A 15,072-nucleotide genomic window follows, 5' to 3' on the forward strand; every position below is an offset into this window, starting at 1 on the left:
ATGCAATAATTAAACAATATGCAGCCGCTTTTTACACACTTGGTTAACTTACATCCATTCAAGGAAATGACTAATGAAAACTAAATTGCTTTTTGCCGCTGTATTGACGGCCTCATGCCCCATTGCCGTTGCGCAAAGTATTGACGTCACAAACCATCCAGACAGGGCGTTCTTTAATGGCTACGAACGTCTATACAAACGGTTTGATGACGGATCTGTATGCGTGGCGTCTCACGCTCAATTTCGTTCCGGCCATGAGCAAATAGGCCTTAATGATATTTGCAAAGGTCTTGGTATTACAGAAGAAAAAATTAAAAGTGATCTCATGAAGGCCATGAAATACGTTAAGGAACACAGTAGCGCAGATAGCTTTTCCGAGTTCTTTCAAATGTCCAGAGTTGGGAATTACTATTTCACCGATGAGCCGCAGGACTTTTGCATATTCAGAAATTCAGTTACCTATATATTCACAAACGTAAAATCACCAAATAACAAGGACTGGCGGATCATATCAACAAGCCATAACAGACCTGGGCATGGCAATGATTTTTACGGGTTATGGAAAATTGACCAAAACGGCAATGTTATTGCAAAAATAGGGCTGAATAAAATCCAGCCCGAAACACTCAAAATAGATATGAGCAAAGTATCAGATTGCAGAACGGCTAAGCCATATGTCCCTGGCCTTCTTTCGCCTTCAAATTAACCCTCTCTACCGCCTCGCCACGTGTTATCTTGCCATCATCGTTTTTATCCAAGCTGCTGTTTTGATTGTACGCAGTCGGCCATGTATCCCTGTCTATAAGCACAGTGCTATCAGGCTTTCCAATTCCCTTGGCCGGCATAAATACAGCCATGTACATATCGCCAAGATTCTTGATTCTTGATTTGTATTGATCAAAGTATTTTTCAACATAATCCAATTGCTGTAGCCGCGTCATACTTGCCAGTGCCGCCGTACTGGTACCTAGCCCTTTCGCGGTATTAGGCATGAATTGAATCAGTCCAGTGGCGCCTGATCCCTTTGCGTTTGGGACTGATGGGCTAAATGAACCCCCTGTCTCAAATGCCATCACCGCCATATACCAATTCGGATCAAGTCCCTGCCTTTGGGCTATCTCGCGTACTTTTGCGCGGAATTCAGGCTCAACTACCTTACCCCATATCAGGCTGCCGCCCGTGTTTATAGGCAATAACACCTGCGATCCCGCCCTAAAGCCAAGTATCCTCATATCCCATGCGTTGCCATGCGAATCACCAAAATAACTCATTTTGAATACGTTATATTCACCATTAGCAGATGCATCTCCATCCATTTCGGCAATGTGAAGGTTTCCGGTTTGATAGCTTGTGAACTCGGATTTAACATTAATTCGGCTTGATGCCCTGATAAGCGGATTTATCTTTGTCGTTACCTCCACCCCAATCCCATCTTCAATGCCGATTAACTCAGGCATGCCAACCATGCCATTAGATTGATTGATGTCAAACATCGTCGTGCTGCGCTCTTTGTTAATTCGCGTAATAACGAGCGAACCATTCTCCACTGTCCAATGGAAACCAAACATTTTTTTCAGGCTCTCCAGTGTGGCCTGTGGGTCTGTGCTCGCGGTCCATCCAGCGGGGAATACATCTTTTTCATCAAACTGGGATGGGTCCATATCAAGATATAAAGGCCATGATCTTGCTACATCTCTCAATACATCAGTGACGTGAGCTCCTTGGCCGTAAGCGCCGTACATACTCCCACGTGTAAGGTGCGTGCTAGAGCGACAAAAAAGACTGGTAATAACATCAGGTCCACGTCGCCCCCTCATAATGTTTACAATTGATCCATTAAAAAGCACGCTGAAGTTATCGGAGTATCCCGCACTGAAAGAAATGTCAGACCGCTGGTTAATGACGGTGCTTTTGGATAGGTTGTAAAGATGAAACTCGGCAATCATCGAGCTGCCACCTGGCCTAACCTGGATATCAAACACACACCGAAACTGGTGCCCGTCCCGGGCATCAATAAACGGCTCGCCATTGATCATCATTGACCATTTTCGCAAATACTGTTTTATGTTATTAGTCATATTAAATTGTTATCCTTTTCAAAAGTGCGGGTGAAAGCGCTGCGTGATGCGTACGGTAAGAATTAATGGGCTGATCTAGAAAGGCAAGGGTATGTTCTTTTGCGCGGCCCCTGCCCCCTATGCTGCTTTTAGGTAGCCCCCTCGATTGCCTGCCGCTTGCGTTTCACATGGTAGGCAGTCAGTACGCCATGTACAACCATATCCAAAGAAGGTTTGTGCACCCCGTCCTTACCCTGGTATACCTTGGGGGTTAATGTACCGGCCAATGCCACGCTGTCGCCCTCGGCCAGCGCCAGCAATGCGGCCTGAGCCTTAAGATCAAAGGCAATAACGCCACATAAAAGCATTTCGCCATTGCCTGCTGATATCTTCAGCTTGGCGGTGGTGTAAGTGCTCCCTACCTTGCTTGTGCCCTGCCTGGGGGCGCCATACACCTTGCCTGCTATCAATGCATCAATCATTACGCCCCCATTCCAATTGAAAGCCGTTGCAGCGTACCAATGAAAATATGGTAGTTTCACCAATCAAGGTAACGTTCAGACCACACTTGCCTGCGTAGTAGTGCCGGCACTCAGCGCAGCTTATCCTGTCATCTATAAAATCATCATCCCGCTTGGCCAACCTATCCACTAGTACCTTAGCCTCACGACTTGAAAGGCCTTTCTCCTGGAATTGACGCATGCGGCCATCATGTTTTTCCCGGCGCCTTATCCCGGCTTTTTCGACCGAACCTACCGTAAATTCGACCTTATGATTCCTTAGTAAATTGTGGTCCTCCAGAGTTTTAGCTGTTTCTTGCCCATTCAGTGCATTTTCAAACAATGCCATTAAGCCCATGATTAGCCCCCTTTAAGCAATTTCGGGTTAACGACAATCAGCTTTTTACGGCCTTCGCTTGTCAGGCTTGCCCTATCCACATCAATCAGCTCTTGCAATACAGGCAATAAATGCGTCAACTTACGCAAGCGTGAAGATGGAAACCGTTGCAATACATGGCCAGTGCTTATGCAGTTGGTTCCCTGCTCATTGCATTGCTCAATCAACCACGCATCCAACTTAGCAGCCAGACTGATTTCAGGGGCCTGTTGCAACTCTGTTAGCAATCTGCGACTTTCGCTTAAGTGCCACATAGCAATAGCGCAAGCAGCCTTCATATTTTCCCTGCTTATATCACCTATCGTACCTGTCTCAAATAGGTGAAATAAAGCGGCAATACGGGCGGCATTATCACCAGTCTTACTGGCGACGTCTTTTACATCGGCAAGGCTTTTTAATGGAGCAAGCTCGCTTTCAATTGCGTTATAAACAGAAACCCATACGCTCTTGGCCTCGGGTGTAAGCTCAAGCGTTACGAAGGACAGACCATGACCTGTTTCGTCAAACTGTACAGGCATGTTCAGTAATTGCGTTAAACGGGCTGTAAAGACTGTAAGCCCCGCCATGTTGCCGTTAGGTTCTTGATATTGCCGGGTGCCCTGGGTGCTTTCAGGCCATGCCACCAAGAACCTTGCCAAAAAACCTGAACCTCTAGCCAGCTCCCCCGCCTTTCTCATGTAATCGACCAAGACAGGCAACTGCACCAACAGGGATACCACTAACCTTGCATTGCGGGTTGAGAAGCTTGCTGAAGTCCTGCGGCTTACCGTATGGGTGCCACCACCCCATAAAGTATTCATTGCGGCTAGATTTCGCATAACGCTATCCGCCCCCATACCATGTGAACCAAAGACACTGCCAGCTTCATCAGAAACAACACCACCGCTTGGCCACCTTGTCGCCAATGAGTAGGTCAGCTCTTCCGGAGTAAAGTCTCCATAAATCAGCCTTGGCACTTTGGGTGGCTCAGGCTTGTCCAGCTCAAGTGCACGCAAGTTTGACTCAAACGCATCTGTTGTTTTACCGTTTTTGACAGCCTGTTTAATGGCTTCCTTACACCCTGCTTTTTTGGATTCCCAAGACTGTAGATCTGCATGGTAATTAGCTAAATCAGCCTTCATGCTTTCAGCTTGTTGGGTCTCATATTCACGAATGGGACGGGTAAAAAACCAGTCTACCGTACTCTTACGCTCGCCAGACTCAGCTAGCACAAGCCCAAACAGGCTTACAGGGCCTGTCAGGTGCTTATTTCTGGCCACGTTAATGTGTGCCTGCCCTGCTAGGCTTAATGCAGTCAGGGCGCTTGTGGCAATCATGGCAAGCGGTGCCTGTGTGGCTTTCTGCACGTCCAGCACTGCGGCCTTTATGCCCTGCGGCAACGCATCCAGCGGGTAAGGCTCAGGATCATAAACACTACCAACCAGCGGCAAGGGGTCTGGCCATTCTGTAGCAGGCACATCATCAAGTTTTAAAATTGCAGCACTCATACAGGCGCCCCCATTGAAATAAGCTCATCAAGCCAATCATCTCCAATGTTGGGCGGGGTGTATATGCGTACAGTAACGCCCTGTTTGGTCAGGCGGTCTGCCAGTTGTGCGGCTGCTTTCTGCCCAGTTTCGTTCTTGTCATTATCGGCAAAAACATAAACATTCCGGACTTCAGGGGGCGGCATAAAGCCTGCCAAACCGTTTGCACTTACGCATGGCCAGCAGGGAACACCAGATAGGATAGAAACGGCAAGGCTGGTTTCAATGCCTTCAGCAACACCGACACCCAAACGGCCATCAGGACGGGTTACAGCGTTGCCAATCTTGATACTTGCACCACTCATACTGCCAGCAGGTGAACACAGCTTTTTAACTGTCGGCACTGGCGCCTTCTGCCCCTCGATAGTTAAGAAAGTACGGTGTATGGTGATTAACTCTCCTGTCGGGGAAGTCACTGCGGCCAACATTGCAGGAAACCGGCCCATACATTCCCCGTCATGCCAATAATCTAGGCCAGCATGAAACCGTAAAACACCAGTAGCAGGCACCATAAGCCCACGATTAATTAAGTATCGGCCTGCGGGGTCGCTCTCGGTAAGGGGGGTAGCCTCTTTCCATAAGGCCATCAGCTTGACACGGTTCTTGGTCCAATGCCTGGTCTGCTCCTGCTGACGTTCCTGTTGCGCCTGCTCAATCAATCGTTTTATATCCGACCTCTGTTTAGGGCTTGGATAACTGCCTCCAATCCATGTACTTTGCAGGCCGGTTCTCCAATCGCCATATACGCAAGTCATCAAATCGTCGTCACAAAACAAGCGATACCAACCAGATTTCTGTAAGCCCTTATCCTCAACTGTTTTGCAGCGGATTAAACGACCAGACTCTACACTGTCCACCTGCAAGCCAGCCTCAGCAAGGGCCTTTTCCAAACTTGTTAAATTCTTTAAGTTCATTGCATGGTCTCCGGTTTACTATCCTTGGCCGATGCTTTGATGGCATGAAACAGATCCGCATCAGAAAAGCCTCCTTCCTGAAGGATCGTTCCAAGGGACAGAAACACCGCCATTGCTGCTTCTATAGGGTCACATTTCACTTCTTGGGCATGAGCAAAAACACAGGGGAGCACAAGATCCATGATGAATTTTTCATGTTTTTTCATTGGGTTCATGCCACTTCCTTCTTTGTCGCTACTGATTGCTTGATAAGTTTCGCGCCATCAAGCGCAGTATTGATAAGGTCGGTTTGCTGTCTGATGAAATGCAAAAGAGTTCTAGCATCTTTCCTTATGCCGCTTTCATGCTCATCCAAGATTTCCCAGAGAGAATTTACGTGTGACATGGCAAGCTGTAATTCATCCAGCAAATCGCATGAAATTTGTTTGTTGTTCATTATTTTTTCTCCAGGCAAGGCATCATTTCGTGGGCAACACGAATCATTTCTTTGGCGATTCTGAGCAATCCAACCGGACCTATTGAGGCATAAGCCTCTTGTCCACGGAATTCATTAATAACTTTCAGTCTAAAAAATTCCTTGTCGTATGTGACAATGTTTTTTTGTTCACGATAGTGAAAACCATCAAGTACACTGCTTCCCACTTCTTTTTTTGCGTTTGATCTATTTGGGCGACTCATGCTTGATCCCTCATAGCCGCAAGAATTGCCGGCTCGTGGTCATTCTTGAAAGTTTCGGAAATATTTGATGCGTAATCGAACGTGCTATGGCAGTGCCATTTGCAGATTTTGGCGAACCGAGCGATCTTCATAAAAGCCAGTTTTGCATCACCTTGCATTCCTTCTGAAGTTTGATTTGCAATGTCCTCAATATCCTGCAAAAAATCACCGATATCACTCAAAGTCTCAATGGTGCAAATTAAGGCCGAATCAAATTCATCAGTGATGAAATCAAGGTCTTTTTTAGGAACAGAGGCATGCTCTGGGTGAATATTGGAGCTGGCGATCTTATTCATGGATGGCAACCTCCGCCAAGCGCTTTTCAGCCCACTCTGCGACTTCTTCAGCGCTGTCATACATGATGCAGCAAGTCTCACGCATCATGGACAAAAGCGCGTCTGTTTCATACCCAGTTAACGTGTCAACAGCACCATTGCTTTTCTTTAGTTGATCTACTTGAAGCAACTCAATCAGAACACCAAAGCCATTGAAGATGGTGCCTGCCTGGTTGGTAAACTTAGCGAATGGAAGGGCATTCATACGCCCATGACTGGCGGCGCGTAGCACATCATCCCTAAGGATCGGGATGCAATCTTTCAAGCTTTTATCCATGACGAACACCTCCAGCAATCATCTTGGCAACGCCAGTGTTGAAGGCATCGTTCCAGGCGGTGGTTCGGCTCTGGCGCTCTTGCCAGTCATTGCATTCGATGCCGGCCAGGTGCCGTTCAAGCAAATGATCACGCCATTCTGCCAGTGTCATTGCCTGATTGCTGGGAATGAACCAAAGACGAGCCGCATGTTCAGCTTCTTGTCGAGTAAGGGGAAATTGAGATTGCTCAGGACGAGCAAGGGCGATATTAGGCATGGGAGCCTCCTTGTGTGGGTTTGTTAAACCCGCGCCCCACTTCCAAATGGGGTGAGCAGGCAAATAGCAGGGTTGGAAGACCGAGACACAAGACTCGGCAGGCCGAAGCCTCCCCACTATCGCCTGCCCATAGGAGGCATGCAATAGCATATGGACGAAAAAAATCCGCTATGGTAGCGGTTCGTCCGCTTGTGTTGTTCGGGCTTCCAAACCCGTTTCCTTTTGTTTCAGGAACGGAATAATTATGCACTAGGGGAAAATGATTTGCAAGCATTACTCACCCCTCAAGCCAAGAAAAGTCAGCAAAACCATTCAAAACCGCTTTTGCCTTTTGGTAGCCTTCATTGTGATTTTTAGCCTGGGCCATGGCTTGTGTAGCTAAATGCTGAGCCATGATCACCAGTGCCTTCCTCGGCACGGGTAGCTTTGATCGCTCCCCAGGGGAGACCCCAGCTACCTTGTTTACCAATTTGTTTATATTGATGTGCACGTATTTTGATTTAGCTGTCTGGCCAGCAAGGGTTTGAATCCGGTCATGCAAAGCGCGATATGACGGCAGATACTCGGTCTTGTTTAAATCCACCGCCTGCCTGGCATCGCGGAATGCCTGCACCAGACGGACTTTCAAATCCACCACTCTGTCAGTATTGCGGGAAAGTGAAAGCAGAAAATATGCCTGATCTTCATTGAGTAAAGCGTACCTATCAGAACGCCCCCTACCCAAAGTTAATTTCTCCGTTTTAAACGGAACAATTCCAAATACAATGAAGTGCTGTTTGTACTTTTCTATATTTGAAATAACGTTTTTATGCCGAATACCCAATTGACCAGCAATCAGGCGGCTATCAACTCGTGGCATATCTGTGCCGGCAACCACAATGTTATAATTGGCTTGCTCTTTCGCGCTCTCATGGCTTTTTGTTGTGGGGGCGTTTTTCATTTTTTATCACTCCCATAAAGCATTTCGCGGGCAATGCGTGTCATGGCTTCGGCAATTTTCAGCAGGCCAGCGGGGTCAACCTCTATGTAAACCTCGATACCACTATCTTCATCAACGGTTTTTAGAGTACGGCTTTCGGGTTCATAAATAACAATACCCTCGGCATCAGGGTGACGGTACAGGAGGTGAGCTTCGCGTATTTCCATAATTACGCCCCCATCAAAGACTTAATATCAGAGACGCGCCAGGATAGGCGGCCATTAATGCGCACTGGACGAATGGGGCCGTTCTCTTGTGACGACCACATGTATAGGGTTTGCCGACTGCGATTTAGGTAGAAGGCCGCCTGCTCGGTTTTAATCGTTGGGGCGGTGATGTGATTTAATTCTGGATATGTTTGGGTGCTTTCGTGCGCCATGCTTAACCTTTCTGGGGTTTATTGAACATGGTGCTATGTTGCTTTTTACTTGGTACTGCATGCTCGAATTCGATTATGAGAAAATCGAATTCGAGTTTCAATCGTTATTTTATGCGGGTTACAAGTGCATCAGGAATGTTGTTTAAATGCCCCCTGATCGTTTCAGCGGTAATGGACGCTTTAATTTCATCGGTCATTCTTGATATTTGTCCAGCCGCTTCACGTCCTTTGTGGTCAATATCAGAATAATCACATAGTCCAGCAATGATAACTAACAGGGTATTGCGCTCGCGAGTGGTGAGTGGTTTTTCTGTCCCCTGGGTAGGTTTGGCGCCATTAATCAGCTTTTCTTGCAGAATGGCATTTTCCTGCTTCAGGTTTGCCAGTTCTTTGGCCTGGGTTTCATATTGGCTAATTTGTTTTGTGAGTTGTTTAACCCGTTCCTGTAGTTCCACTACTTCAATGCTTAATGGCTCCTCCTCTTCATCCCAGGGGATTGGCCATTCCAATCCGTTTATATGGCATATCCGCCTAATATCTCGGATATTAAGCTGCCAGTATTCTTCACTAAGAAGAAGTGACGAGCAATTAGGAGATAAGGCTATCACCTCTTCGGTTACTGATGCTTGAAGCATAGTTTTGTAATCAAGCTGGGCATCATTAAATTCTTCATCAGAACCAGCCTGAAAATTGCTTTTTGCAATAATAAAGCTTGCCTCATCAAGGGTTAAATATGATCTTGATAGGTATAACTTGTACCAGTCAGGAATAATTTTTTTTTGCGTCCCGTTAAATCTGTACATACTGTCAGGGACAGGCCAGCCATTTACTAATAACAGATCTATGAAGCCTCTCCTGTGCCAGCCAATGTAATCAGGGTCCAATTTTCCATCTGGAAAAGCTTCATAATCCCACTGATCCGGAGAACCAAAGTCTATCTCTCGAATATCACCAAAATAAGCAATTTCACTTAATAACTTATCGCATGGAGCAAAATCATGTATTTCATTGCTCATATCCTTGCTTAGCCGAGCCGTTAATTGAAAATGATTCAAATCTTCAATCTGAAGCAAAGCCTGTGCAATATTGGCAACACTGGACTTAGGGCTACTTTCCTGTAGCCCGGTAATGACCTCCCTGATTGAAATAAATGCTTCCCGATTCTTGTTTAATTGTTGTTGGAAAAAATCCATATGCACAAACTCGCCAAAGTTACACGCCAAAAAACAAAGGGGTCAGTGCCGGGCCGCTGGCGTTGCGGTGTTCCCCCCGTCGGGGTAGGCACTGACTTTAACATTAGCAACTTTAGCAACATTAGCATTAGCAAGTGCTGAAAAGTTAAAAACTGAGACAACCAAACTTTAGCAAGATTAGCAACTTTAGCAGTAGCAACTTACCAAAAACCAAAAAAACACTGCCTTACGCCACTACTCTTATTTTGGCGGGTATGGACTTTGCATCAAACTTGATACCGGCCTGTTCGAGCATCCATGCTTCAATCGTGTCATGGTGTACCCGCAATAGGTCCAGTGGCCGCCTTATGTAGTTTAATTCCCGTACGCCTTGGGGCTTGTGGCCTTGAATTTGTGCTGATACGCCACCGGGTATCTCTAACCACTCACACAAACTAGCAAATGAACGCCTTACGCCATGCAATGTGAGGCCATGTAGCCCTGCTGCATCACATGCCCGCCTATGTTGTATGGATGGCTCTATCAAGCGCCCTGACTGGCTTGTAGTGCTACTGAACACCCATTCATTACGTCTTGGCAGGCTATCAATCAGATGCATGACGTATGGCGTTAATGGGATCTGCCTTTCCCCTTCCACTTTGTCTTTAAGTGTCATTCCACGCCATTTGAAATTAATATCAGACCATTTTAGGGTAGCCAATTCTTCACGTCTGGCGCCAGTCAGCAAGAGGCACTGAAGAAATGTACTTATGATGGGGTTCTGTATTTTCTGGACATGATTAAACCATGTGGCCAGTTGTTCCCGTTGCAGGTAATCATTCTTAACCCCTGGGCTTCCCGCTGCATCACGTATTTTCTTATTTCTGGCGGCTTCAGTATTGGTTATGTCCTGGTACTCTTTTTCATGAGAGCACCAATTCAAGAATGCATTCAATAACCTTAACGCCAATCTGGCCCGGGTAGGACGAATAACGGTTTCCTTCTTGGTCCATTCCAGTATCAATTCAGGAGTAATGTCACTCAAGCGCATTGGCATAAAGACGGCTAATGGCCCATCAATGGTTTTAACGTCTCTATTGCGCCTGCGTACCTGCCCGCCTACTTGAGCAAGGGCTACATGGTCCCTGTAATGCAATTCACCCCAATGTGGCTTACGTTCTTCCAAATAGGCTTTCCATGCATCACCAAAGGTAGCAACCTGCCTTCTTTCTTGTTCCCGTTTGGCAATATCAGCCTCAGTTCTTTCCTGCTTCACCACCCTTGGATCTCTGCCTGACTTGACTATGGCCCTAAGCTCTGCCGCCTTATCCCGTGCCTCACCAATACCAAGAGACTGAACATCACCAATGGTTATACGAATGGCCTTGCCGGCAAGCTTATCCTCATAGATGAATGCCTTGTGACCAGACAAGGTAACCCGAAGTGCGAGGCCAGGCTGTTTGGCATCACGAATGAAGCGCTGCTGCTTGCCTTCTGAGTCAGCCTTACCAATCAATCCGGATGTTAGATTTTCCCTTTCTTTAGCCACAATTCAATCCCATGTAGACCCCATGTAGACTTTATTATTAAAGAAAGATGTAAAACAATCAATAACAATCAATATCAATATTTATAAAATTCTTCCAAGAATGGCTTATTTATTAGGTTTTAGGGTAATTATTAAAGAATGCGATAAAGTCCTAAAAAACCACATTGAAGGATTGAAAATCCTTGTGTCGGCAGTTCGATTCTGCCCCAGGCCACCATAGATTCAAACAAAAAGCCCATTCTTCGGAATGGGCTTTTTGTTTTTCTGACTAGATTTCTCTGATTCAATACAAGCATTTTTGATAAGTAGCACTCAATGCCTTAACAACAATACGAGCAGAAATCCAAAATCAAATAAACTGGATTTCTTGACTCAATGATTTAATCTCCACTACAAATTCACATCTGAATATCCGGGTGTTCTCATATAACACCATCTACTGACAGCCCCGCAAGAGCATAGTGCACCTGGCCCTGTTGTTGAGCCAAGGCATAACCATTTGGCCAACAGGCCCCATCAATCAAAAACGTCGTAAAGAATGTCAGCAACAACGGCTGTAGCCAGAGAGATCAGGACCAAATCCGTACCTGCGATATGCCATTCATAACCGGAATGCCTTGGCAAGCGTTCCAAGAGCGAGCGAGGCACCCTTTTCCTGGCAATCCCGGGAGGCAAAGGCTTGCCCCGTACCAGGTTCTTGCGTATGCCGGGTGGCAACCTAGAATACCCCCTTAGCCCATAATCATGCGCATAATTGCGCGCTAAAGCAGCCGTAATTCCTGCATGCACATGATTACCGTAAGAATGGTCGCCCCGCATACGCCCACGACGATCATCGAAATAGTCATAATGGCGCCCGCGGTCATCATAACGGTGACCAATGTTGTCATCGCGCTTGGAGCCCATTCCGTGACCAGTACCCGGCCGCTTGGCCTGATTGCCGGACATGCCCGGTCCCGCTTTTCCACCATTTCCTCTATTGCCATTGATATCCGGCCCACCCTTGCCCCTATTGCCGGGATTACTGGCGCCATTGCCTGGACCCTTGCCCTCGGGCGGGGCTGCCTGGGCAGTAAAAGCTAACGAAGAAACAACCATCAAAGATACAGCCAAAACAAAACCTGGTTTCATTATCACATTCCTTATATCCACAGGATATGGTCGATCATACTATCAACTTAATTTCAAAACGAATACAGCCTGTATCAATTTTCGTGAGCTCTGATTGGTTCAACAAAATTTATCCAAGATTAAAATCACTTGATCCAAATCAGCTTCATGATCTTAGAAAAAACTTGTCTCAAGAATAAGCGTTTATCATGTTGATCTGTTTTTTTACTCTTCCCGTTAACCCTAATATTTTTTAAATAATACTACCGCATGTTTGACGCAGAACTTATTGCACAGCTGGCTCTCGAATTGAACCAGGCAAAGAACAACCGGACCCAAATAGAACAATTCACAAAACGCTTCCCCGGCATGACGATTGAAGACGGCTATAAAATTGGCCGGGCCTGGGTTGCTCTGCAACGGCAGAAAGGTCGCTCTGTTATTGGACATAAAATCGGCCTCACCTCGCGTGCCATGCAAATTGCCATGCAAATTTCAGAGCCCGACTTTGGCACACTGTTGGATGACATGCTGTATACCTGCACACCAAGCCAAACGCTGGACATCCCCCATTCCCGTTTCATTACTCCCAAGGTTGAAGTCGAGCTGGCTTTTATTTTGAAATCCCCCTTGCAAGGCAGCAACTTAAGTATTGCGCAAGTACTGGAAGCCACTGAATACATAACCCCTGCCATTGAAATTATCGACTTCAGGATTAGCCCGTTGGACCCGTCTACCGGCTCCACCAGCAAGGTTTTCGACACTATCAGCGACAACGCCGCCAATGCAGGCATTATTCTTGGCGCAGAAAAAATCGCCCCGGAAAAACTTGACCTGCCCTGGTGCGGCGCCATTCTAAGCCAGAATGGGGTTGTTGAAGAAACCGGACTGGCTGCCGGCGTACAGGGCCATCCGGCTATTGGAGTTTCCTGGCTCGCAAGCAAGCTAGCACCTTGGGGGGAAGCCTTGCTGCCCGGACAAATTGTGCTGGCCGGTTCATTTACCCGTCCTGTTGCAGCCAACCCTGGCGACCTATTCTATGCCGACTATGGTTCGTTAGGCACATTGTCATTTCGTTTTGTCTAAGGATGCCTCATGCAAATTCCAACTAATACCTTCAAGCAAGCCTTGCGTAAGGGAAAACCGCAAATCGGCCTTTGGCTTGGCCTGGCCGACCCCTATGCAGCCGAAGCCCTGGCGGGCACCGGGTTCGATTGGCTCCTGATTGATGGAGAACACGCCCCCAACGACCTGCGTCAAACCTTGGCCCAGCTGCAGGCTGTTGCCCCCTACCCCGTTCACCCCGTTGCCCGTCCTGTTTCTGGAGATACCGCTTTAATCAAACAGTTACTCGATATTGGCGCACAAACACTACTCATACCCATGGTGGAAACCGCAGAGCAGGCAAAACAAATTGTGCAAGCCACCCACTATCCTCCGGCAGGTATCCGTGGTGTTGGAAGCTCTCTGGCTCGCGCATCACGCTGGAATCAGATTAATAACTACCTTCACGAAGCCGATGAACAAATCTGTGTATTGGTGCAGGTAGAAACCAAGAAAGGCTTGGAAAACCTTCAATCCATTACCGAGGTGGAAGGTGTTGATGGCATCTTCTTTGGTCCCGTTGACCTTTCTGCTTCTTTGGGATATTTAGGTAGTCCGTCACATCCGGTCGTGCATGAAGCCATCTGCAATGCCATTCAGGCAGTCACCAAGACAGGCAAAGCAGCCGGTATTCTAACCACCAACCAGAACCTGGCACGGGAATACCTTGAACTGGGTGCTCTATTTGTGGCGGTAGGCGTAGACACAAGCTTGTTGGTTAATGCGGCAACTGAACTGGCCAACTCTTTTAAACCAGATAACTTGAGCAACGAACCCTCCAACAGGCAACAGGGATATTAATTTTTTAATAGTTATCTCATTTACATAACCGCCTTCAAAACCAGACAGCACGCCAGCACAAATAAAACCGTCTGCCGTTTTGAAGGACTGCCCTCCTAAGCTTTTCCTTTTGAAACTCAGCACTTCAGCCCTGAAACAAGGAAAGCATTAAAACTCCGCCTATCAAAGCAATAGCAATACGATTTACTTTAGTTGTTTCGATTTAATTTTAAAATCCCACATAAAGTAACCATAAGTCATATATGTATAAATTTGACATACTTAAATATATTTTTTAATATTTGCACACATTGTTTAATAAAACCAAGGGGTTTTTGTGCGAATTTCAACATTATTAATAACAACCATTGCTTCTACCGCCCTTCTGGCTGGATGCGCAACCGAATCACATCGAACACTGGCAATAGAAAAGGTCGCTTCTGCCAGCACGAATTACACGGGCCCACGATCAGCCCTTTCAATAGGCAAGTTCGCCAATCGCTCCGCTTACCAGCAAGGCATTTTCTCTGATGGCGTAGATCGCCTTGGAAATCAGGCAAAAACTATCCTCATCACCCATTTGCAACAAACAGGTCGCTTCAACGTTCTTGACCGTGCCAATATGGATGAAATCAAAACCGAGGCAAATATTAAAGGCCAAAAACAAAACTTGAAAGGCGCAACCTATGTTGTAACAGGTGACGTCACTGAATTTGGCCGTAAAACCACTGGTGACCGCCAACTATTTGGCATTTTGGGCAGGGGTAAAGAACAGGTTGCCTATGCAAAAGTAAACCTTAATGTTGTAAATGTCCAAACCTCTGAGGTTGTCTACTCATCCATGGGTGCCGGAGAGTTCAGCCTGTCCAACAGGGAAGTTGTTGGATTTGGTGGTACGTCCGGTTATGATTCAACCTTAAACGGTAAAGTCCTGGAGCTTGCCATACGCGATGCTGTGAATAACCTAGTCGCAGGCATAGAAAATGGCGCATGGCGCCCAGCCAACTGATAAAAGGCCAG

The 15,072-nt window shown here is 46.7% G+C and carries 20 protein-coding genes; 4 read left to right on the forward strand and 16 right to left on the reverse strand.

The window, feature by feature from the left end:
- Positions 1-73: 73 nt before the first annotated feature.
- Positions 74-706 carry a hypothetical protein gene (locus ACM5Q9_RS09670; protein WP_418144527.1) on the forward strand — a complete coding sequence of 211 codons (633 nt, stop codon included), beginning with the start codon at positions 74-76 and terminating at the stop codon, positions 704-706.
- On the opposite strand, the gene ACM5Q9_RS09675 is transcribed toward ACM5Q9_RS09670, so the two are convergent.
- The 16 genes from ACM5Q9_RS09675 to ACM5Q9_RS09750 form a co-directional block, all read right to left on the reverse strand.
- The gene (locus tag ACM5Q9_RS09675; protein ID WP_418144528.1) at positions 666-2,078 is read right to left on the reverse strand and encodes a baseplate hub protein; all 1,413 of its coding nucleotides are present in this window, start codon (positions 2,076-2,078) and stop codon (positions 666-668) included. The two genes, ACM5Q9_RS09670 and ACM5Q9_RS09675, sit on opposite strands and share 41 nt — an antisense overlap.
- Positions 2,079-2,206: 128 nt before the next feature.
- Positions 2,207-2,539, reverse strand: coding sequence for a single-stranded DNA-binding protein (locus ACM5Q9_RS09680; RefSeq protein ID WP_418144529.1), 333 nt, complete (start codon positions 2,537-2,539; stop codon positions 2,207-2,209).
- Positions 2,532-2,915, reverse strand: coding sequence for a hypothetical protein (locus ACM5Q9_RS09685; protein ID WP_418144530.1), 384 nt, complete (start codon positions 2,913-2,915; stop codon positions 2,532-2,534). Before ACM5Q9_RS09685 ends, ACM5Q9_RS09680 begins: the two co-directional genes overlap by 8 nt.
- 2 nt (positions 2,916-2,917) lie before the next feature.
- Complete coding sequence (locus tag ACM5Q9_RS09690) at positions 2,918-4,441, reverse strand: YfjI family protein (protein ID WP_418144531.1); 1,524 nt, start codon at positions 4,439-4,441, stop codon at positions 2,918-2,920.
- The gene (locus tag ACM5Q9_RS09695) at positions 4,438-5,394 is read right to left on the reverse strand and encodes a DUF7146 domain-containing protein (RefSeq protein ID WP_418144532.1); all 957 of its coding nucleotides are present in this window, start codon (positions 5,392-5,394) and stop codon (positions 4,438-4,440) included. Before ACM5Q9_RS09695 ends, ACM5Q9_RS09690 begins: the two co-directional genes overlap by 4 nt.
- Entirely contained in the window at positions 5,391-5,609 is a 219-nt protein-coding gene (locus tag ACM5Q9_RS09700) for a hypothetical protein (RefSeq protein WP_418144533.1), read from the reverse strand. The genes ACM5Q9_RS09695 and ACM5Q9_RS09700 overlap by 4 nt, the downstream gene beginning before the upstream one ends.
- Positions 5,606-5,830 (reverse strand): hypothetical protein, encoded by a 225-nt coding sequence (locus tag ACM5Q9_RS09705; RefSeq protein ID WP_418144534.1) that lies wholly within the window; start codon positions 5,828-5,830, stop codon positions 5,606-5,608. The genes ACM5Q9_RS09700 and ACM5Q9_RS09705 overlap by 4 nt, the downstream gene beginning before the upstream one ends.
- Positions 5,830-6,072, reverse strand: a complete 243-nt coding sequence (locus ACM5Q9_RS09710) for a hypothetical protein (RefSeq protein WP_418144535.1) — start codon at positions 6,070-6,072, stop codon at positions 5,830-5,832. Before ACM5Q9_RS09710 ends, ACM5Q9_RS09705 begins: the two co-directional genes overlap by 1 nt.
- Positions 6,069-6,407: a hypothetical protein gene (locus tag ACM5Q9_RS09715; protein ID WP_418144536.1), complete on the reverse strand. Its 339-nt coding sequence runs from the start codon at positions 6,405-6,407 to the stop codon at positions 6,069-6,071. Before ACM5Q9_RS09715 ends, ACM5Q9_RS09710 begins: the two co-directional genes overlap by 4 nt.
- Entirely contained in the window at positions 6,400-6,723 is a 324-nt protein-coding gene (locus ACM5Q9_RS09720; protein ID WP_418144537.1) for a hypothetical protein, read from the reverse strand. The genes ACM5Q9_RS09715 and ACM5Q9_RS09720 overlap by 8 nt, the downstream gene beginning before the upstream one ends.
- Complete coding sequence (locus ACM5Q9_RS09725; protein WP_418144538.1) at positions 6,716-6,979, reverse strand: hypothetical protein; 264 nt, start codon at positions 6,977-6,979, stop codon at positions 6,716-6,718. The genes ACM5Q9_RS09720 and ACM5Q9_RS09725 overlap by 8 nt, the downstream gene beginning before the upstream one ends.
- 277 nt (positions 6,980-7,256) lie before the next feature.
- Positions 7,257-7,919 carry a Rha family transcriptional regulator gene (locus tag ACM5Q9_RS09730; RefSeq protein ID WP_418144539.1) on the reverse strand — a complete coding sequence of 221 codons (663 nt, stop codon included), beginning with the start codon at positions 7,917-7,919 and terminating at the stop codon, positions 7,257-7,259.
- Entirely contained in the window at positions 7,916-8,125 is a 210-nt protein-coding gene (locus tag ACM5Q9_RS09735; RefSeq protein WP_418144540.1) for a hypothetical protein, read from the reverse strand. The genes ACM5Q9_RS09730 and ACM5Q9_RS09735 overlap by 4 nt, the downstream gene beginning before the upstream one ends.
- Positions 8,126-8,441: 316 nt before the next feature.
- A complete protein-coding gene (locus ACM5Q9_RS09740) occupies positions 8,442-9,530 on the reverse strand; it encodes a hypothetical protein (RefSeq protein ID WP_418144541.1) in 1,089 nt (362 codons plus the stop codon).
- Positions 9,531-9,756: 226 nt separating this feature from the next.
- Positions 9,757-11,058 (reverse strand): tyrosine-type recombinase/integrase, encoded by a 1,302-nt coding sequence (locus ACM5Q9_RS09745; RefSeq protein ID WP_418144542.1) that lies wholly within the window; start codon positions 11,056-11,058, stop codon positions 9,757-9,759.
- A gap of 516 nt (positions 11,059-11,574) precedes the next feature.
- Entirely contained in the window at positions 11,575-12,189 is a 615-nt protein-coding gene (locus ACM5Q9_RS09750; protein ID WP_418144543.1) for an anti-virulence regulator CigR family protein, read from the reverse strand.
- A gap of 249 nt (positions 12,190-12,438) precedes the next feature.
- On the opposite strand from ACM5Q9_RS09750, the gene hpaH reads away from it, so the two are divergent.
- The 3 genes from hpaH (at position 12,439) to ACM5Q9_RS09765 (ending at position 15,061) form a co-directional block, all read left to right on the forward strand.
- Positions 12,439-13,254 (forward strand): 2-oxo-hept-4-ene-1,7-dioate hydratase, encoded by an 816-nt coding sequence (gene hpaH / locus ACM5Q9_RS09755; protein WP_418144544.1) that lies wholly within the window; start codon positions 12,439-12,441, stop codon positions 13,252-13,254.
- A gap of 9 nt (positions 13,255-13,263) precedes the next feature.
- On the forward strand, positions 13,264-14,073 hold the full coding sequence (hpaI, locus tag ACM5Q9_RS09760) for a 4-hydroxy-2-oxoheptanedioate aldolase (RefSeq protein ID WP_418144545.1): 810 nt from the start codon (positions 13,264-13,266) through the stop codon (positions 14,071-14,073).
- Between the two features lie 322 nt (positions 14,074-14,395).
- Positions 14,396-15,061, forward strand: coding sequence for a CsgG/HfaB family protein (locus ACM5Q9_RS09765; RefSeq protein WP_418144669.1), 666 nt, complete (start codon positions 14,396-14,398; stop codon positions 15,059-15,061).
- Positions 15,062-15,072: the final 11 nt, after the last annotated feature.

Origin of the sequence: Advenella sp. RU8 (assembly GCF_048381675.1) — a bacterium.
In the GTDB taxonomy this organism is placed as follows: Bacteria; Pseudomonadota; Gammaproteobacteria; order Burkholderiales; family Burkholderiaceae_B; genus Advenella.